Annotated in this window: 22 protein-coding genes; 8 read left to right on the plus strand and 14 right to left on the minus strand. The window is 73.6% G+C overall.

Annotation, left to right across the window (positions count from 1 at the left end):
* The first annotated feature begins 38 nt into the window (after positions 1–38).
* From NO364_RS00135 to NO364_RS00155, 5 genes are all read left to right on the plus strand, one after another.
* Entirely contained in the window at positions 39–251 is a 213-nt protein-coding gene (locus NO364_RS00135) for a DUF8149 family protein (RefSeq protein WP_157689528.1), read from the plus strand.
* A gap of 97 nt (positions 252–348) precedes the next feature.
* On the plus strand, positions 349–957 hold the full coding sequence (locus tag NO364_RS00140) for a halocyanin domain-containing protein (RefSeq protein ID WP_257628225.1): 609 nt from the start codon (positions 349–351) through the stop codon (positions 955–957).
* An 80-nt stretch (positions 958–1,037) separates the two neighbouring features.
* On the plus strand, positions 1,038–1,673 hold the full coding sequence (locus NO364_RS00145) for a DsbA family oxidoreductase (RefSeq protein WP_257628226.1): 636 nt from the start codon (positions 1,038–1,040) through the stop codon (positions 1,671–1,673).
* Between the two features lie 39 nt (positions 1,674–1,712).
* Complete coding sequence (locus NO364_RS00150; RefSeq protein WP_157689525.1) at positions 1,713–2,762, plus strand: S1C family serine protease; 1,050 nt, start codon at positions 1,713–1,715, stop codon at positions 2,760–2,762.
* A 141-nt stretch (positions 2,763–2,903) separates the two neighbouring features.
* Positions 2,904–4,790, plus strand: a complete 1,887-nt coding sequence (locus tag NO364_RS00155) for a hypothetical protein (RefSeq protein WP_257628227.1) — start codon at positions 2,904–2,906, stop codon at positions 4,788–4,790.
* Here NO364_RS00155 and NO364_RS00160 read toward each other — a convergent pair whose 3' ends face one another.
* On the minus strand, positions 4,791–4,988 hold the full coding sequence (locus tag NO364_RS00160) for a DUF8015 family protein (protein ID WP_157689523.1): 198 nt from the start codon (positions 4,986–4,988) through the stop codon (positions 4,791–4,793).
* Positions 4,989–5,115: 127 nt separating this feature from the next.
* Between NO364_RS00160 and NO364_RS00165 the strand changes: the two genes are divergently transcribed.
* From NO364_RS00165 to NO364_RS00175, 3 genes are read left to right on the plus strand one after another with little or no spacing between them, the layout of a single operon-like run.
* Positions 5,116–5,589 (plus strand): molybdopterin-dependent oxidoreductase, encoded by a 474-nt coding sequence (locus tag NO364_RS00165; RefSeq protein ID WP_157689522.1) that lies wholly within the window; start codon positions 5,116–5,118, stop codon positions 5,587–5,589.
* Between the two features lie 55 nt (positions 5,590–5,644).
* On the plus strand, positions 5,645–5,929 hold the full coding sequence (locus NO364_RS00170; protein WP_257628228.1) for a hypothetical protein: 285 nt from the start codon (positions 5,645–5,647) through the stop codon (positions 5,927–5,929).
* Positions 5,930–5,987: 58 nt separating this feature from the next.
* Positions 5,988–6,917: a DUF7504 family protein gene (locus NO364_RS00175; RefSeq protein WP_157689521.1), complete on the plus strand. Its 930-nt coding sequence runs from the start codon at positions 5,988–5,990 to the stop codon at positions 6,915–6,917.
* Here the strand turns inward: NO364_RS00175 and NO364_RS00180 are convergent, their stop codons facing one another.
* The 13 genes from NO364_RS00180 to NO364_RS00240 form a co-directional block, all read right to left on the minus strand.
* Positions 6,918–7,229, minus strand: a complete 312-nt coding sequence (locus tag NO364_RS00180) for a HalOD1 output domain-containing protein (RefSeq protein WP_257628229.1) — start codon at positions 7,227–7,229, stop codon at positions 6,918–6,920. It lies immediately after the preceding gene.
* 94 nt (positions 7,230–7,323) lie between these two features.
* On the minus strand, positions 7,324–7,857 hold the full coding sequence (locus NO364_RS00185; RefSeq protein WP_157689519.1) for a DUF8054 family protein: 534 nt from the start codon (positions 7,855–7,857) through the stop codon (positions 7,324–7,326).
* A gap of 10 nt (positions 7,858–7,867) precedes the next feature.
* Positions 7,868–8,647 carry a nucleotide-binding protein gene (locus tag NO364_RS00190; protein ID WP_157689518.1) on the minus strand — a complete coding sequence of 260 codons (780 nt, stop codon included), beginning with the start codon at positions 8,645–8,647 and terminating at the stop codon, positions 7,868–7,870.
* Positions 8,648–8,691: 44 nt separating this feature from the next.
* Positions 8,692–10,242: a cobyric acid synthase gene (locus tag NO364_RS00195; protein ID WP_257628230.1), complete on the minus strand. Its 1,551-nt coding sequence runs from the start codon at positions 10,240–10,242 to the stop codon at positions 8,692–8,694.
* Positions 10,239–11,672 (minus strand): hypothetical protein, encoded by a 1,434-nt coding sequence (locus NO364_RS00200; protein ID WP_257628231.1) that lies wholly within the window; start codon positions 11,670–11,672, stop codon positions 10,239–10,241. The genes NO364_RS00195 and NO364_RS00200 overlap by 4 nt, the downstream gene beginning before the upstream one ends.
* Before the next feature lie 36 nt (positions 11,673–11,708).
* A complete protein-coding gene (locus NO364_RS00205) occupies positions 11,709–12,347 on the minus strand; it encodes a cob(I)yrinic acid a,c-diamide adenosyltransferase (protein ID WP_157689515.1) in 639 nt (212 codons plus the stop codon).
* Positions 12,344–13,084: an adenosylcobinamide amidohydrolase gene (locus tag NO364_RS00210; protein ID WP_199243785.1), complete on the minus strand. Its 741-nt coding sequence runs from the start codon at positions 13,082–13,084 to the stop codon at positions 12,344–12,346. The genes NO364_RS00205 and NO364_RS00210 overlap by 4 nt, the downstream gene beginning before the upstream one ends.
* A 174-nt stretch (positions 13,085–13,258) precedes the next feature.
* A complete protein-coding gene (locus NO364_RS00215; protein ID WP_257628232.1) occupies positions 13,259–14,260 on the minus strand; it encodes a threonine-phosphate decarboxylase in 1,002 nt (333 codons plus the stop codon).
* A complete protein-coding gene (locus NO364_RS00220) occupies positions 14,250–15,254 on the minus strand; it encodes a nicotinate-nucleotide--dimethylbenzimidazole phosphoribosyltransferase (RefSeq protein WP_257628233.1) in 1,005 nt (334 codons plus the stop codon). The genes NO364_RS00215 and NO364_RS00220 overlap by 11 nt, the downstream gene beginning before the upstream one ends.
* A complete protein-coding gene (locus NO364_RS00225) occupies positions 15,251–15,805 on the minus strand; it encodes an NTP transferase domain-containing protein (RefSeq protein WP_157691130.1) in 555 nt (184 codons plus the stop codon). The genes NO364_RS00220 and NO364_RS00225 overlap by 4 nt, the downstream gene beginning before the upstream one ends.
* Positions 15,805–16,554 (minus strand): adenosylcobinamide-GDP ribazoletransferase, encoded by a 750-nt coding sequence (gene cobS / locus NO364_RS00230; protein WP_257628234.1) that lies wholly within the window; start codon positions 16,552–16,554, stop codon positions 15,805–15,807. Before cobS ends, NO364_RS00225 begins: the two co-directional genes overlap by 1 nt.
* Positions 16,548–17,519: a CobD/CbiB family cobalamin biosynthesis protein gene (locus tag NO364_RS00235; protein WP_257628235.1), complete on the minus strand. Its 972-nt coding sequence runs from the start codon at positions 17,517–17,519 to the stop codon at positions 16,548–16,550. The genes cobS and NO364_RS00235 overlap by 7 nt, the downstream gene beginning before the upstream one ends.
* Positions 17,516–18,139 carry an HAD family hydrolase gene (locus NO364_RS00240; protein WP_157689510.1) on the minus strand — a complete coding sequence of 208 codons (624 nt, stop codon included), beginning with the start codon at positions 18,137–18,139 and terminating at the stop codon, positions 17,516–17,518. Before NO364_RS00240 ends, NO364_RS00235 begins: the two co-directional genes overlap by 4 nt.
* Between the last annotated feature and the right edge of the window lie 66 nt (positions 18,140–18,205).

Consider the following 18,205-nt stretch of genomic DNA (forward strand, 5'->3'; position numbering starts at 1 on the left):
CCGCCCTTTTTGTCCTGGCGCGCGAGCGTTCGGCACCGATGACCAGCGACGACGACCCGACGGTACCCATCGTCTGCCCGGACTGCGAGACGACGACGCGGGTGCCGCTCACGGCGGTTGCCGACGCGGTCGCGAGTCACAACGAGAACGTCCACGACGGCGAGGAGGTGGCGGCGGTCGACCCCGCGGTCGTCGACCGCCTCGCCGACCTCGTCGCCGAGGACATGGGCCTGCTCGACGACACCGAGTGAACGGTCGTCGGCCGAACCCGATCGGGACGCCGGCCACGTCCCCGAACAGGTTCGGGGGAACGCTCGGGGCGACCCGGTGCCATCGTCCACGTGGACGATGTTCGATTCCGATTCGCCTACGCGACGGTCGGTCGTACTGTCGACGAGCGCACTCGCCCTCGGTGGTCTCACCGCGCTGGCCGGGTGTAGCGGCGGCGGTGGTGGCGGCGGTGGTGGCGACGGCGGCGGTGGTGGCGGCGGTGGTGGCGGCGGTGGTGACGGTGGCGGTGGCGAGGACACCGCGACCGATTCCGGCGGCGGTGGCGAGGACACCGCGACCGATTCCGGCGGCGGTGGCGACGCCGGCGACGGCGGCGCGGGCGCCGAACTCCAGGAGTGGTTCTCCAACGTCGACAACTACGAGTCGGTCGTCGACGAGACGGGGAGCGATCAGGTCACCGTGAGCGTCGGCGCGCAGGGCAACGGTGGCGCCTTCGCGTTCGATCCGGCGGCGATCCGGGTCTCGGCCGGGACGACGGTCCTCTGGGAGTGGACCGGGCAGGGCGCCCAGCACAACGTCGCCGACGAGGGCGGCGCCTTCGAGAGCGACCTCACCGCCGAGGAGGGGTTCACCTTCGAACACACCTTCGAGGAGGCCGGAACCTACCGCTACGCCTGTACGCCCCACCGGTCGCTGGGGATGAAAGGCGCCGTCGTCGTCGAGTGAGCGGGTCACGCCGGGGGTCGTGTGCGCGTGGCTCACAGCCGAATCGCACTCTTTTACCCGACGGCCCTCCGAGGGGACACATGAGCGACACCCAGGCCCGCGAGCGCATCACGGTCTACTCGGATTACGTCTGTCCCTTCTGTTATCTGGGTCGACAGTCCCTCGATCGGTATCAGACCGAGCGGGCGGAGCCGCTGGCCGTCGACTGGCAACCCTTCGACCTCCGCGCGGGGAAACGCGACGCCGACGGCACGATCGATCACTCCGTCGACGACGGGAAAGGCGACGACTACTACGCCCAGGCGCGGGAGAACGTCCGCCGCCTCGGCGAGGAGTACGACGTCGACCTGGCACAGGAGATCGCGACCGACGTCGACTCCCGCCCCGCCCAAGCCGTCTCCTACCGCGTGAAGGAGACGGAGGACTACGAGACGTGGCTGGCCTTCGACCGGGCGGTCTTCGAGGCGCTGTGGACCGACGGTCGGGACATCGGGGAGGCGGACGTCCTGGTCGACTGCGCCGAGGCCGCCGACCTCGATCCGGCCGTCGTCCGGTCGGCGCTGGCCGACGACGACCTCTTCGCCCGGGTCGACGAACAGTTCGAGGCCGCCCAGAAACGCGGGATCACCGGCGTGCCGACGTTCGCGTACGACGGGCACGCGGCGCGCGGTGCGGTCCCGCCCGAACAGCTCCGGCGGCTGGTCGAGGGTAACTGACCCCCAACCTATTCCCCGCCGCATCCCCGAGTGTCGACGATGGTCGAGGGAGAGACGAGCCGACGCCGCTTCCTCCGTGCGGGCGGTCTCGCGCTGGCCGCGGGGCTCGCCGGCTGTGGCGCGTCGGCGCCGACGGGTGACGACGGTGCGGCATCGACGGACACCAGTCCCTACACCCGGGTCTACCGCGACACTATCGACTCGGTCCTCCTGGTCGAGACCGGATCGGGGAGCGGGACGGGCTTCGTCTACGACGGCACCCACGTCGTCACGAACGCCCACGTCGTCGGCGACGCGACGGCGGTCGACCTCCGGACGAGCGGGGGCGACTGGTACGAGGGCGAGGTCGTCGGTACCGACCCGAACAGCGACCTGGCGGCCGTCGCCGTCGAGGGCCTGCCCGAGTCGACGGTACCGCTCGCGTTCGCGTCGGAGCCGGCGGTCATCGGTCAGGAGGTGGTCGCCATCGGCAACCCGTTCGACCTCGACGGCTCGGTCACGACCGGCGTCGTCAGCGGCACCGACCGCTCGATCCCCGCGCCGACGGGCTTCAACATCCCCGACGCCATCCAGACCGACGCGGCGGTCAACCCGGGCAACAGCGGCGGGCCGCTGGTCGCGCTGGACGGCTCGGTGGTCGCCGTCATCAACTCCGGCGGCGGCGACAACATCGCGTTCGGCATCTCGGCGGCCCTCGCCCGGCGGGTGCTTCCGGAACTGATCGAGACCGGCTCGTTCGAACACTCCTTCCTCGGGGCGGCGCTGGCGCCGGTCACGCCGACGCTCGCCGAGGCCAACGACCTCGCGGAGCCGCGCGGACTGCTCGTGGTGCAGGTGATGCCCGACGGGCCCGCCGAGGGGATCCTCCGGCCGAGCGACCCCGAGGTGGTCGACGGCGAGCGCGTCCCCGTCGGCGGCGACGTGTTGCTGTCCATCGAGGGGACGACCACGGACACGCCGGAGGCGTTGGGAAGCTACCTCGCCCTGGAGACCGACCCCGGCGACGCCGTCTCGCTGACGATCCTGCGGGACGGGAGCGAGCGGACCGTCGAGGTGGAACTCGGCACCCGTCCCAACAGCCCCTCCTGAGACGGGCGACCGTTCCCGGTTCGCGGGGAGCGCCACTCGTGATCGACGTCCGGCCACTCCGCCCCGGCTCCATCGGTTGATAATTGGGCCGTACCACTCATAAGTCACCCCGCCCACGGCTCCGAACGAGGACGGTCCCCGATGCAACGCACAGTCGTCGTCGCCGTCGCCCTCGCGCTCCTCACGAGCGCCGGCGTCGCGGCCCTCGGGGCGCCCGTCGCGGCCCAGACCGACGGATCCCCGGCGGTGCACGTCACCGCCGACGGATCGCCGCTCGACCTCGGCGAGGTCCACCACACGTCGAGCGACCCGTGGCTGACGGTGAGCGCGACGGCCCCGGCCGGGGAGACGGTCAGCCTGGTGGAGATCAGGGTCGACGGCGAGACGAGACACGCCTTCGAGCCGTCGACCCGGGAGGTCGAGGAGAACGTGGTCCTCGACCTGCGAAACGGCGACCACCGGATCTCGGTCGTCGTCAGGGGCGGGGGTGTCACGACCCACTCGGCGACGGTGGTCCGCGACGACCGCGCCCCCTCGGTGACGTTCGCGTCGCCCCTTCAGGGCGCGCCGACCGGCTACGAGACCAAGACCCTGGATCGTCTCGGCACGACGACACCGGTGTTCGTCGTCGACGGCGACGCAGTCAGCACGCTCACGGAGGTACCGGACCGCACCGTCTCCAACTCCACGCTGACGGTGGCGGGGACCATCGACGACCACTCCGATATCCGGGCGGTTCGGATCGACCACGCCTACGAGTACGCCCCCGTCGGCGGGCGGGAGGACGGCGGCGAGGACTTCACATTCGACCCGGTCGACCGAGCGCCGATCCACCCCAGCGTCGAGGTGCCGACCGGCGACGTCGACGGCGACGGGTTCCCGGACCGACTCGACAGGCACTTCCTCCCCTCGCCGGGCGATTCGTTCAACGAGACGCTGACGCTCGCGCTCGGTGAGAACTACCTCCGGATCACCGTCGAGGACGTCCTCGGCAACGTGGCCGTCTACCACGTCGTCGTCGCCGTCGACGACGGGACGGCGCCGACGGTGAACGTGACCCGCGTCCGCTACCGGTCGCCCACGCGTCTCCACGTCGAGGGGACGGTCAGCGACGCCGTGCAGGTCCACGACGTCTGGATCGAGGACACCATCCTGACGCTCGACGAGATCGAAGCGGACGTCGACGCCGACGAACTCGACGGGATGGACGTCTGTGCGGCCGCGGACGTGCTGGATTTCGAGGGCGACGACGAACTCTGTACGGTCTATCCCGGCGGGACCGTCCACGTGAAAGACGACGACTCACTCGTCGTCCGTCACCGGATGGTGTTCCGGCGGCCGACGGTTCCGGACGCCGACCGGAAGCGTATCGACTTCGATACGACGGTGTATCACCCGCCCGGCGCCGACAACGTCACGATCGGCGCGAACGACACCGCGCTCAACGAGCGACTCCGGAGCGACGCGCTGTCGACGTATCTCGCCCCGAACGTCACCATCAGCGACCGCCGGACTGGATACGTGGAGGGACGGACCGTCTCGGTCGGCGGCCGGATCACGGGCGGCCAGCCCGCCGACGCGAGCGTCGAGACGCTCGACCCCGACACCGAGCGGCTGGTCGACGTTCGGCCGGTCGAGATCGGTCCCGACGGGCGGTTCGCCACCCGACTGGACGGCCTCGAGGAGGAGACGCGCGTCCGGGTTCGCGTCCGCGACGCCAGCGGCGTGGAGTACCTCAACTCGACGACGGTGACCGCCCCGGCCGACGAGCCGGCGCCGCCACCCGACACGAACGACGGCGACGACGGCGACAGCGAGGCTGCCCGGACGGGAACGCCCGCCGCGGCCGACGACGACGGAGCCGGCGGGTTCCGCATCCCGCTCTTGGGCGTCGTCGTTCCCCTAGGACCGCTCGGCGCCAGCGTCAGCGTCCCGGTGCCGTTCCTCGGCCCGTTCGACCTCCCCCTCGCGCCGGTCGGCGTCCTGGCCCTGCTCGCCGGCGTCGGCGCCGTCGCCCGACGCCGGTGATCAGCGGGGGAACCGGAGCAGACAGACCACGAAGAGACAGGCCGCAAGCAGCGAGCCACCGCCAGCGGCCACCCGTAGCGGGAACGCGGAGACGATACCGACTGCGATGCCCCCGAAGAGCGCGAGGCCCATCGCCGCGAGCAGGTAGTCGACGTCCCGGGGCGTCGCCAGGGCCGACCGCACGATTCGATCGCTCATCTTGGTAATTACATCTAATTAGACGTGTGTGTATCTTTCGGATCGGCGGCGCTCGGGCCCCGAACCGGTTCGTGGCGGTCGGTCGTGGGCCGAAGGGCTAAGGTCGTGGGCCGCCTGCTTCGGTCCGATGTCGCACTCGGAGCCACCGGCCGACGCCGATCCGGATCGCTGGACGCTGACCGTCGACGGCGCCGTCGCCGACCCGCTGTCGGTGTCCGCGGCGGCCCTCGCGGCCGACGACGCGATGCGGTCGTCGACGGCCTGCGCGGGGGAGACGGCGACGGAGCGGGCGTGGCAGGGGGTCAGGGTCGGGACGCTCGTCGACCGGGCGGCCCCCGACGCGGCGGCGGCCCACGCGCTGGTGCACTCCGTGGATCCCGAGTACGCCTGTGGCTTCGCCCTCGACCGCCTCCGGTCGGCGCTGCTCGCGGTCCGGCTGGACGGCGAGCCGATCCCGGCGGAGCGGGGCGGCCCCGTCCGCCTCCTGGTGCCCGACGCCGACTGCTGGGAGCGGGTGAAGTGGGTCACCCGGATCGACGTGTTGACCGACCCGCCGGGCGAGGCCGACACCGCCCGGGACCGCGTGCCGGCCGACGGCTGATAGGGAGTATCGGCAGTCATCATGGATTCTCGCCGGGGCGGTCCGGCGAGAATTCATGGATAGTTACGATAGCCCCTATGAGGTCGACATGGTCGGCTCGCGAACCGCGACGGCCGCCGTCGGCCTGGTCGCCAGCCTCGCCCTGAGCGTCGCCGCGTGGTACTACTTCGAGACGCTCCTCGTGTTCCTCCTCCTGCCGTTCGTTCCCGTGCTCCTTCGCGGCTCGGACGACCCGCCCGCCGACGAGTGCCCGGCCTGTGGGTTCGTCACCCGCGACCCGGCCGTCGACTACTGTCCCCGGGACGGGACGCGCCTCGAACCCCGGGCGGACGACGGCTGATCGACGGGGCGACCGCATCTTTATGCACCTCTCGGTTCAATGGGGTGATGACAGGGTCATGGGGGGTACGCACAGCGGCCAGCCGAGCGACGAACGATCCGTCGATCGGTCGGCCACGACGTTACTGTTGTCCGGTTCGGGCGGGAGCGGCGCGCTCGATCGGCTGGACGTGACACCCGACGCGGCGGAGGTACTGGTGGTGTCCGCCGAGCGCTCGGCGACGGCCGTCGTCGACGAGTGGCGGACGGCTCACCGAACGCTCCCGGCGGCGTTCGGGCTGATCTCTTTCGGGGAGTTCGCCCGCTCGGCCGCCACGGCGGAGGACGACGACGCGCCGTCGCGCCGGTCGCTCCCCGGACACGACGTCACGGTGACCACGATGTCCGATCCCGGGAACCTCCAGCGACTCGGGACGGCGGTCACGCTCTATCTCGACGACTGGGCCGACACCGACCGCGAGACGGTCGTCTACGTCGACGACCTCGGCCCGTTCGTCGAGGCGGGCGACCTCGAACCGACGTTTCAGTTCCTCCACCTGCTGAGCCAGACGGTCACGGGCATCGACGCCACGCTGGTCGTCCGCGCCGACGCGTCGACGACCGACGAGCGGACGGTCGACACGCTCCGGCCGCTGTTCGACAGGGTGCTCGACGACGACGTGGCGCCACCGGCCCTCGATACCCACACGCTCCACGAACTGCTCCGCAACCCCCGGCGGCGGTTCGTGCTCCGCTCGCTGTTCGAGGACGACGAGGCGACCCTCGACCGGCTGGCCTCGCGGCTGGCGACCTGGGAGAACGGAACCGACGACCCCACCGACGCGGAGCGAACCCGGGCGTTCACGGCGCTGGCCTCGGTCCACGTGCCGCGGCTGGCCGAAGCCGGGCTGGTGGTGTTCGACCGCTCCGAGAAACGGGTGACGCTCTCCGACGTCGCGCGCGGCACCGAGCGACTCGAAGAACACCTGAACGGGTCGTTCGACGGCTGACTACGCGGTCGGGTCGACGCACACCTCGCCGTCGCCGGTCACCGTCACCCGGCAGCCGGCGAGTTCGAACGTGAGCGTCCCGCCCACACGGGACGTCCCGTCGGGGAGGCGGCCGAAGATGCGGTTCAGCGCGTCCGGCTGGACGACCGCGTTGAGGTCGACCTCCGTCGGATCCTTCTCGGTCACTTCGAGCACCGCGTGGACGACGGTGACGCTCAGTTCGACGTCGCTCGTCTCGTGGTAGTCGACGACGTAGGCTCCCGTCTCGGGATCGTACGTTCCGGTCGTGTCGGGGAGAGAGTTGCCTTGCATGGTGGTCCGTCCGTCGCTGCCGTTCCCTATGTCGCCCGATGGTATAGCTGTGGGTGATCCCGGCATTCCGTTCCGCGGACCGGCGGTACGGCACTCAGTCGTCGAGGGCGTCGGTCAGCCCCCACTCCTCGGCGCGGGCGCGGGCCTCCGCCCGGGCCTGCTCGCGGATGGCCTCGATCCCGGCCTCGTCCTCGAGGAACGTCGCGACGGCGTCGGCGTCGTCGCCGAGGCGTTCGTCCGGCGCCGCCTCCCGCGTGCGGGTCACGAGGTCGCGGTCGGCGGTCAGTCGCTCGGCGGGGAGTCCCGGCGGGACCCGGAGGTCGTCGGCCCCGTGGGCCTCGGCCAGGTCCGTCCGGTCGAGTTCGTAGAGGTCGACGCTGTAGGGTCCCGGCCCCGCGAGGTCGTTCAGGGCGTCCGCCCCGCCGCGGTCGGTGTCGGTGCAGTACGCGAGGGTGGGAATCCCCGCCTCGAAGGTGAGCACGCCGCGGGTCTCGTCGTCGAGCAGGACCGCGTCCTGTGGCTCGAAGACGGCGTAGCCCGTGAGGCGTCGGTCGAGGGCGGTCGAAAGCGTCGTCCCGGGGTCGTCGACGACGCGTGACCGGAGCAGGTCGCCGCGTGGGATCCTCATCGGCCGACGGTCACACTTCCTCCGGGACGACCGCGCTCCTGAAACGATCCGCCACGTCGCCGCTCCCGCTCGCCCCGTCGCGCACGTCGAGTCGCTTCGCCGCCTCGCGGAAGGCCCGCGACGCGGGCGTGTCCGGCGCGTGGGCCAACAGCGGCTCCCCCGCCGTTCGGGCCGCGCGGGCGGCGTCGCTCTCCGGGATCACCCCGAGCGTCTCGCCGCCGAAGTAGCGCTCGGCCCGCTCGGCCACCCGTTCGATCCCCGCCTCGTCGCGGACGCGGTTGAACAGCGTCCCCGCCGTCTCCGTGCCGTAGGACCGGGCGTACTCCTGGACCTTCAGGCCGTCCGAGAGCGCGGGGATCGTCGGCTGGAGGACGATCACCGTCCGATCCGCGAGCACCACGGGGAGGACGGCGCTCTTCGAGCCGAGCGCCGCAGGCGAGTCCAGCAGAAGGACGTCGGTGTCGGCGGCCAGCTCCGCCACCACGTCCCGGAGGCGTTCGGGGTCGGCCGCTCGGAACGCCGCCAGCTCCGTCCCGCAGGGGACGACCTTCATCCCGAATCGCTCGTACACCGCGTCGTCGACGGAGACCTCCTTTCCCTCGATCAACAGGTCGTGCAGGGTCGTCGGCGCGTCGTCGAGGCCGGCGTGAAAGAGCAGGTTCGCCATCCCCGTGTCCGCGTCGACGACGGTCACGTCGTGGTCCGCGGCGAGCGCCATGCCGAGCGCGAGCGTGCTCGTCGTCTTCCCCGTCCCGCCCTTGCCGCTCGCCACGGCGAACGCCTCGACCATCGGCGACGAGTTGCGCACCTCCCCGGTTAAACGTTCGGTCGCCGTCAGCGGTCGTCGAGGCCGACGACCCCGAGGTCGACGGGGTCGACCAGCGCCGCCGCCCGGTCGTACGGCGACGGTGCGTCGCCGGCGTCGGTCCGCTCGGGGCGCTCCCGGTCCCGCCCGGCGTAGAGGCCGTCGACGAACGCCTCCCGGACCGCCCGGTTCGCGAACAGGCCGTGGAGGTAGGTGCCGAGGACCCGCCCCGCCGTCGCGCCGAGCTCGGCGCCCGTCCGGCCGTCGGGCGCGTCGAAGGGGGTCCCGACCGCCCCCGTCGCTCGCGTCTCGCCCGCGTGGATCTCGTACCCCTCGATGCGCCCCGCGGCGCCGGCGAGCGGCCCCGTCCCGTCGATTTGCCACGTCGCCGGCTCCACCCGCTTGTCCGCGGAGAACCGCGTGACTACGGGCAGGAGCCCGAGTCCCGGCACCGTCTCGCGCTCGCCCGTCCCCTCGATCGCGGCCCCCTCCATCCGCTCGCCGAGGAACTGGTAGCCGCCACAGAGGCCGACCACCGGCCCCGTGACCGCCCGCAAGCGCTCGGCCAGGTTCGCCTCCCGGGCCGCCAGCAGGTCGTCGACCGTGTTCTTCGTCCCCGGCAACACCGCGGCGTCGGCCGGGCGTCCCCCGGCCCCGACCGCCGAGAGGTCGGCGTCGAGCGGCGTGTAGACGACCCGGACGCCCGGCACCGCGGCGAGCGGTTCGAGGTCCGTCGCGTTCGAGAGATGCGGGAGGCGCGGCACGGCGACGGTCGCCGTCCGGCCGGTCTCGACGCCGTCGTCGTCGCCGACGACCCCCCGTTCGTCCCGCGCCGGCAGGGCGAGGCTGTCCTCTTCGGGAAGTCCGGGGTCGTCGTACGGGAGGACCGCGAGGACGGGCACGCCGGTCCGTTCCTCGACCGTCTCGACTCCGTCGGCGAGCAGCGAGCGGTCGCCCCGGAACTTCGTGATCACGACCCCCGCCACCCGTTCCCGGAGGTCCTCGGGCAGGAGGTCGAGGGTGCCGACGATGGCGGCGAAGACGCCGCCGCGCTCGACGTCCGCGACGAGTATCACGTCGGCGTCGGCGATCCGCGCCGTCTCGACGTTCGCCAGGTCGCGGTGGTGGAGGTTGATCTCGGCGATCGATCCCGCACCCTCCGCGATCACCACGTCGGCGTCGGTCGCCAGCCGGTCGTGGGCCGCGACGACCGCCTCGCGGGCCCGGTCCCACCACTCGTCGTAGTAGTCGGTCGCCGGCACGTCGGCGACGGCCTCGCCGTCGATCACCAGCTGTGACTCGCCGTCGCCGCGGGGCTTCAACAGGACCGGGTTGTGGTCGGTCGTCGGCCGTACCCGCGCGGCGCGGGCCTGGACGTACTGCGAGACACCCACCTCGCCGAACCCCTCGCCGTCGGCCCGTGGCACCGCGCGGGCGTTGTTGGACATGTTCTGGGCCTTGAACGGCGCCACGTCGTAGCCGGCGTCCGCCAGGCGCCGACAGAGCCCCGCCGCCACCGTCGACTTGCCGACGTGACTCGCCGTGCCCGCCACGAGGAGCGTCCGGGCGCGGTCGCTCACGCCGACCCCCGCTCCCGGCGGTCGCTCGAACCGTGGTCGTCCAGCGCCTCGGCACCCCTGGGCGTCACCGTGGTGGCGTTGGTCGACTCCGCCCACGCCGGCCGCGTCACCGTCACCGGGCCGGGCGTGATGCGTATCGTCGACTCCACCCGGACCGACGGGTCGTTCGTCGGTGTGTACTCCCGGTGGATCACGCGAACCAGCCCCTCCTCGTCGACGACGGCTCGCCCCGTCATCTCGGTCGCACCCCGCCACGGCTCGCCCGCGATGACGACGGTGACGACGTCGGTCCCGCCGCGCTCGCCGGTGGCGACGACGCGGGAGCTGCCGACGTCGAGGAACCACTGCACGTACCGTCGCGTCCGGTCGACGTACCGGTTCGGCGTCCCCGTGTCGGACACCATCAGCAACCGGAACTCGGCGCTCTCGGGTGTGTCACGACCGTCGATCGGGCGCACGTGCCGCGCCGTCCCGTTGGCGTACGCCGACACGTCCGCGACGTGGATCGTCGCGTGTTCGAGCGTCCCGAGCGTCCGCACCCGCGACCGGTAGTGATCCGGTTCGGCGACGGCGACCCGCTCGACCGCGACGCCCCGCAACTCGCCGTCCACGTACTCCCGGTGGACGATCCGGAGTCGGTACGACCGATCGGTCAGCGCGGCGGCGTGGGCGTCCGCCAGCGCCGACGCGTTCTGGATGCCGTCGTCGCCGTCGACGCCCGGCGGCGTCGAGCCACTCGTCTCCGGCTGCCGGCCGACGGTCGGGCTCGAGGAGTCGTTCCGGTCGTCGGCGCCCAGGGTCGCTCCCGCGGCCGGGGTCGTCGGCGCCGTCGGGTTCCCGCCGCCGGGGTCGGTGACCCCCACGCCCGCGACGGCCACGATCCCGCCGACGACGACGACGGCCAGCCCCACGACGACCCACCGCGGGACGGCCGATCGCTCGCCGTCGTCGTCCGCCCTCGCGTTCCCCGTCGGGTTTCCGTCGGCGGGCGACCCCTCGCTTCCCGTGCCCGGTTCCCGTGCGGTGACCCCGCTTCGCCCGCCTTCCCGTGGGGACGACGACCCCGTCTCGGTCTCCGGTCGGTCGGCTGTCGGGGATCGATCGAACTCCGGGTCGGCGGTGTCGTCGTCACCGGGATCGCCCGCCGACGCGGCTATCTCCGTCGGCGTCCGGCCGAAGAAGCGCCGGCACAGCCGGGTCCGCGCGTCCTCGTCGAGGGCGTACCTCACCTGCTCGTGGAGGCGGTCGGCGTCGAGGGTCGTCGGAACCCGCCGCCGCTCGGACGCGTTCGGTGGCGTCACCAGGACGTGCTCGTCGCCGTCGCGCTCGGCGGCCCACCCGCGGGCCTCGTACACCGCCGCGACGAAGGCGGCGCGCTCCGCGGTGTCGAGACCGTCGAGCAGGTCACGGAAGGCCGCGAGCGGGATCATACCGTTCGCTAGGTACAGATCCCCAAAACCGTTCGGCTAGAACTCCGTCCCCTTTCGCGCGCGCTGGCCGGCGTCGATGGGGTGGCGCTCCTTGCGGACCTCGCTCACCAGGTCGACGTGGTCGTCGAGATACGCGGGGCGCTCGTGGCCGCCGGTACAGACCAGTTCCAGGTTCGCCGGCTTCGAGTCGAGCAGGCCGACCACCTCCGCGGGGTCGATCAGCCCCCGGTTGGCCGCGTACAGCACTTCGTCCAGGATCAGCATGTGGATCCCGGCTTCGGGGTCGCCGTCGAGCGCCAGGGGTTCGGTGAGGTCGGCGTCGGCGGCCGACGCCAGCAGGTCGCGAGCGCGCTCGAGGCCGCCCCGGGCCTTCGCGGCGTGGTCGTCGTCGTCGCTCCCGTCGGCGAAGCCGTGCCAGCCGTAGTGGCCCGTGTGCTCGTACGAGAAGCCGTCGATCTGCTCGATGGCCCCGTACTCGCCGCGGACGTCCTCGACGCTCGCCGCGCCGCCTTTCATGAACTGGAGCAGGTGGACGCGGTAGCCGTGGCCCGCAGCGCGCGCGCCCATGCCGATGGCGGCCGTCGTCTTGCCCTTGCCGTCGCCCCACCACGCTTGGACGAGGCCGAACTCCGCCGGCGCACGGGGTTCGACCCCGCGGTGGCTGTCGTCGGTCATTCCTCGCCCCTCGGCGGCCGTCGGCCTTCAATGGTGAGGGTCGACACCGCCGCCCGCTCGTCGGTGCGGACGCCGGACTCGGGCGGCCCGTACTCCCCGTCGGGATACCGGGACGCGAGGCTGGCGTCCACCGCGTCCCGGACGCAGGCGCGGGCCGCCGAACCAACCGGCGTCGCGCTCCCGGAGAAGGCGGCGGCCTCGCCCGTCGGGTCGCAGGCGGCGACGACGGCGTCGGTCGTCGTCCCCGGGACGCCCACCCGTTCGAGCAGCGTCGCCGCCTTCGCCTCCGCGGCGACGGTCAGCAGGTTCGCGAGCGCCCCCGGTGCGAGCGAGCGGGCCGTCCCGACGACGACGTTCACCGTTCCGGGGCCGTCCGGGCCGGCGGTGTCGTCGCCGCCCTCGGGGATCGTCGACCCCGTGTCGCCCCCGACCGGGAGCGCCGCGGGGTTCGACACGCCGGCCGTGGCGACGGCCTCCACGGATCCCAGTCGCGCCCGGCGGGCGTGCCGCTGGGCGACGCCCGTCAGCAACGCCGGCCCGCCCGCACCGTCGAACCCCGCGGCGTCGAGGCGCTCCGCGACGTAGGTAGCGAGGTCTGTCCGCTCCCAGCCCTCTGGGACGGTCACGTTGTACGCCGCGGGCGCGGTCCGCTCGCCGCCGTCGTGGCCGGTCGAGAGCCACCGGGTTCCCGGCCGGGCGAGGCGAGCGACGCCGTCGCGGACGGTAGTCTCGAACACGGTTCGGCTACCTCCGTGACCCGGAAAAGCGCTCCGGCGGGACCGCTTGCTCCCCGAACCGGGGTTTGATATCGCCATATATGGTTTATGCATGCCGATCGGTGCCGTCGGCGGATCCGCCGGTTCACCGGGGCGGCCGCTACGAACCGGATTCTCGCGGTTTCGCGGGTCGGCTCACAGGGCGTCGAGGAGGCGGTCGTTCTCGTCCGGGCGCCGGACTGCGACGCGGACGTGGGAGTCGAGGCCGCGGAAGGTGGTGGCGTCGCGAAGGACGATGCCGTCCTCGCGAGCGGCCGCCATCACGCTCTCCACGGATCGGTCGCCGACGTCCAAGAGGAGGAAGGGGGAGTCGGAGGGCCACACCTCGTATGCGGGTTCGAGGGCGTCGATCATGCGCGCCCGTTCGTTGCGTACCCGGTCGCGCGTCTCGGCGACGAACTTCGTCCGGTGGAGGCAGTAGGTCCCGACGTCGGCCGCGGGGGTGGAGAGTCCCCAGGCGGGGCGGGCGGCGTCGAGGCGCTCCCGCAGGTCGCCGGTCGCGACGGCCATGCCGGCCCGGAGGCCGGGCAGGCCGAACATCTTGGTCAGCGACCGTGCGACGACGACGCCGGGTTCGCCCGCGAGCGTCCGGTGGTCGGTGAAATCCAGGAACGCCTCGTCGACGAGCAGGACGGTGTCGGCGGCGCGACACTCCTGGGCGTACGCCCGGAGGTCGGCCCGGGGGTAGGCGTCGCCGGTCGGGTTGTTCGGGTTGCAGACGACGATCATCCGGTAGGGTTCGGGGTCGGTCCGGAGGAGGCGGTCGTGGTCGACGAACGCCGGCTCCGCACCCTGCAGGCGGACCTCGCGTTCGTACTCGCCGAAACTCGGCTTCGGGAGGAGGGCGGCGTCGTCCGGGTCGAGCGTCACTTCGACGGCGAGTCGCAGGGCTTCGCTCCCCCCGGCCGTGGGCACGACCGACAGCGGCTCGCATCCCAGATACTCGCCGGCGGCGGTCCGGAAGGCACAGTAGTCGTCGCTCGGATAGCGGGTCGCCGCCCCGTAGGCCGACTCGTAGACGCCGGCGACGCCGCGTGGCCGCTCGGGGTTGGTGTTGGCGCTGAAATCCAGCAGCGTCGGATCCGACGCTCCGCCGTGGGGGACACGCTCCACGTCGGCGACGGCGTCAGGGTCCATGGCGAGGGCTAATACGCTCCACTACCTCAAGCGTTCCGTCCGCGACGGTATCGAGCGCGCCCGTCCGCTCGGCCAGGAGGAGCGCCCCGCCCATCCCCGCACCCTCCTTGGCCTCGCCGTCGGCGTACCGGGCGAGCGCGTCGTCCCGCCCCCCGAACCCGGGATCGGTGACGACCGTCTCGCAGTCCAGGTCGGCGGCCAGGGAAAGGTCGGCGTCGGCGGCGACGTAGCTCGTCGACGCGAGCGTCAGCGGGTCGGCGACGCCCGCGTGTCGCACCAGCGCCGCCGCCGCGAGCAGCTGCGTCCCGCCCCCGAGGATCACGTCCGTCCCCGACTCCAGGGCGCCGGCGGTCAGCCCGGCGACGACGGCGAGCACCGGATCGCCCACGAAGCGGACGGCGAGTTCCGGCCGGTAGGCCGCCTCGCCGGGTTCCAGGTCGCTCGCCTCGAACGCCGCCTCGATCACCTCCGTTTTCAGCGCCAGCGGGTTCTCGGGCAGCGACGAGGAGACGACGGCGCCGCCCTCCGACGCGGCGTCGACGCCGAGCGCCCGAAGGACGCCGAGTGCGGTCGTGGTCCCGCCGGGGATGGTCTCGCCGACGACGAGTTCGTCGTCGGGGAGGTTCCGACCCAGCTTTCGGGCGGCCACCCACGCCCCCGGCGCGGTCGGGACGGGATCGGCCTCCCGCACGTCGCGACCGGGTTTCGCGCCGACGCCGACCGTCGGCGCCCCGGTCGGTTTCGCGAGGCCCGCGTCGACGACGAGCGTCTCGAAGCCCACGCGCTCGCGGACCGCGCGGGTGACGGCCGCCGGTGTCGGACACCCCGTCGGACTCACGGGGACGACCGGCGCGCGGACCAGGTGGCCGTACTCGATCAGTTCCGCGTCGGCGCTCGGCGTGTGGGCCCGCAGGTCGGCGTCGGCGCCGGCGGCGCTGATCCCATCGATCCGGGCGGTTCCGGTCGTGCCCGCGACGAGGACGAGGCGGGTCACGACAGCGCCTCCGCGACCTGCAGGTCGGCGCGGCGGTTCACGTTCACGGCGAGTCGAGGATCGGCAGCGGCGTATATGTCGTCGTCGGTTCCCGCGACGACGTTGACGCCGGCGGGTGCCAGCCGCCGGTCGCCGTGGTCGAAGGCCGTGTCGACGCTCACCCCCAGCCGCCGTTTCAGGGCGACCGGCACGGCGACCGTCAGCGAGCGGACCCTGTCACCGCCCTCCGCGACGGCGAGGACGCGGTTCACCGCCGATCCGGTCAGAAGCGGGAGGTCGGCGGCGACGGTCAGCACCGGCCGCCCCACCCGGTCGAGCGCGGTGTCGAGGTCCGCGACGTAGCCCTCGCCCGGCGTCTCGACGACGCGGGCGTCGGCCGCCCGCAGGTGGTCGCGGGTCGCGGACGCCAGCGGCGAGACGGCCAGATGGACCCGCTCGACCCGGCTGGTCGCGAGCGCCCCGCGCACGCGGTCGACCATGGGCGTCCCGGCCACCGCGACGAGTGGCTTCTCCGCGTCGCCGCCGAGACGGGTCCCCTCGCCGCCACACATCACCAGAGCGTCCACGCCACCACCCCCGCGTGGAGCGCCGCGACCCGCCCGAGTTCGTTCGCCGCGCCGAGGGCGTCGCCGGTGACGCCGCCGAGGGTCGCCGTCGCCCACCGGCCGACGAGGAGCGCGGCGGCCGGCCCGGCGAGCAGTGCCGCGACGAGCGCCGGCGTGCTCCCGGGCGGCGCAGCGAGGGCCGCGGGGACGGCGACGGCGACCGTCGGCAGGAGTGCGGCCGCCGAGACGTCGCCGACGACCGCCGACCCGAGGCCTTCGTGGCCGGGCTCTCCCAGCGCCGCGAGCGTCGCCATGCCCGCCTTGGCGCTCACCTCCGCGGCGAGGGCGAGACGAAGGGCGGCCCGTGGGCCGGCGCCCGCGACGCCGAGGCCGCCGAGTCCGAGGGCGACGAGCGTCACCCCCAGCGCGAGCGCGCCGCCGACGCCGGTTTCGGCGTCCTTCAGGGCCGCCCGACGGTCGGTCGCCGGGCCGTGAGCCGCGGCGGCGTCGCCGCAGTCGGCGAGCCCGTCGGCGTGGGTCACCCCGGTGAGCAAGTAGAGCGCGACGAGGTACCCGGCGACGGCGGTGGGGATCGGTATCGGCGCGAGGAAGGGGAGGGCGGCGAGGCCGCCGACCACGTAGCCGGCGACGACGAAGGCCGCGGGGGTGGCGCGGAAGGCGTCCCAGGCGGCCTCGTCGCCGCCGACGGGCAGGCGCGTCAGGAAGGCGAGCGCCCCCCGGATCGCCGTCAGCACGGCGGGAGCACCCCCGGAACCGGCCACGCTCCCGGTCCCGTCGTCGCCCACGCCGCCGATACCGCTACCCCGACCCCGAAGGCCAGCCACCCCGCGCGGGCGACGACGGCGACGCCCCGGTCGGCGTCGGCCCGCGTCGGGAGCGGGTCGTCGCCCCCGGATCCGCCGCCGTCGAGTCGGTACGTCCCGGGTTTCTCCAGGCGCACCCCCAGCAGGACCGCGAGCGTCGCCATCGGCCACCCGGCGTTCGGCGACGCGGGTCGCCGTGCCAGCGGCCGGGCCGCCCGGAGCGCCCCGGGACGACCCCCGGCGACGGCGAGGAGGGCGGCGCTCGCGCGTGCGGGCGCCCACATCACCAGGTCGTCGAGGTGGGCCGGCGCCCAGCCCATGGGGTGAGATCGGTAGCCGAACGTCGAGTCGAGCGTGTTGACGGCCTTGACCCACGCGGCGGCCGCGGCCGCGAGCGGCAGCGAGAGGGGGGCGAGGAGGGCGAACCCGGCGAGCGGCGCGACGAGGCCGTCCGCGAGGTTCTCGGCCGCGCTCTCGACGGCGGCGCTGCGCACCTCGCCGGCCGAGAGGTGGGTCGCGTCCCGTCCCGCGAGCGCCCGCAGGCGCTCCCTGGCGGCGGGGAGGTCGCCCCCGCTCGCGGCGACGACGGCCCGCGCTTCGTCGAGCAACATCCGACGGCTGGTGCAGACGAAACAGACGAGGCCGGCGGCGACCCCGCCGGCGAGCGGGTCGACGCGGGCGGCGAGGGCGACGCCGGCGGCGACGGCCGCGGCGGCGGCGAGGGGGACGGCGAGCGAGACGCCGAGGCCGACGAGTCGGGGATGGGTCCAGTTCCGGTCGAGGGGAGCGAGGCCCCGTCCCAGCCAGGCGACGGGGTGGACGGCGGCCGGCGGCTCCGCGATCAGGCGGTCGAGCCCCGCGGCGAGGGCGACGCTCCCCGCGGCGACGAGGGTCACGGTCCGGCCTCCAGTCGGTCGCCGAGGGCCGCGAGCGGCGTCTCGCCGACGTCGACGAAGGTGCCACCGAGGGTCTCGACTCCGCCGTCGGTCGCCGGGTCGTCGCCGACGTGGACGAGCGAGGCGGGGTCGACGCCGCCGAGTTCGCCCGCGAGCGTCTCGAAGGGGGTCGGGTGGGGCTTGCGGAAACCACAGGCGGCGCTGGTGACGACTGCGTCGAACCGCCCCCGGAGGTCGGCGCGCACGAGCGTCCGGGGGACGAGTTCCGGGACGCTACAGTTCGAACAGAGGCCCACGGGGCCGCGCGTCTCGGCGGCCGCGAGGGCGGCCGCGACCCCGTCGCGTCGGGTCACTGCGGGGTCGAAGGCGGCGACGACGGCGCGTCTGACGACGCCGTCCGACGGGGCGACGCCCCGACTCCGGAGCGCGGCGGCGACGTGGGCGGGGAGGGGAACCTCCGCGGCGTCGGGCGCGTCCAGGTGGGGCGTGCGGTAGGCGTCGCCCCAGTCCTCGGGCACGATGACGCCGCGGTCCCGGAGTTCGGCGGCGACGGCGGCGGCCGGATCGGCCGGCGTCGACGCCGTCACGAGCGTCCCGAAGAGGTCGAAGGAGACTGTCACGGCGTGGTCTCCCGAACGGTCGGCGCGGAGGCACTTGACCCCCGCGGTCGCACGGAAGGGTTAGGT

Source organism: Haloplanus salinarum, from assembly GCF_024498175.1.
Lineage (GTDB): Archaea > Halobacteriota > Halobacteria > Halobacteriales > Haloferacaceae > Haloplanus > Haloplanus salinarum.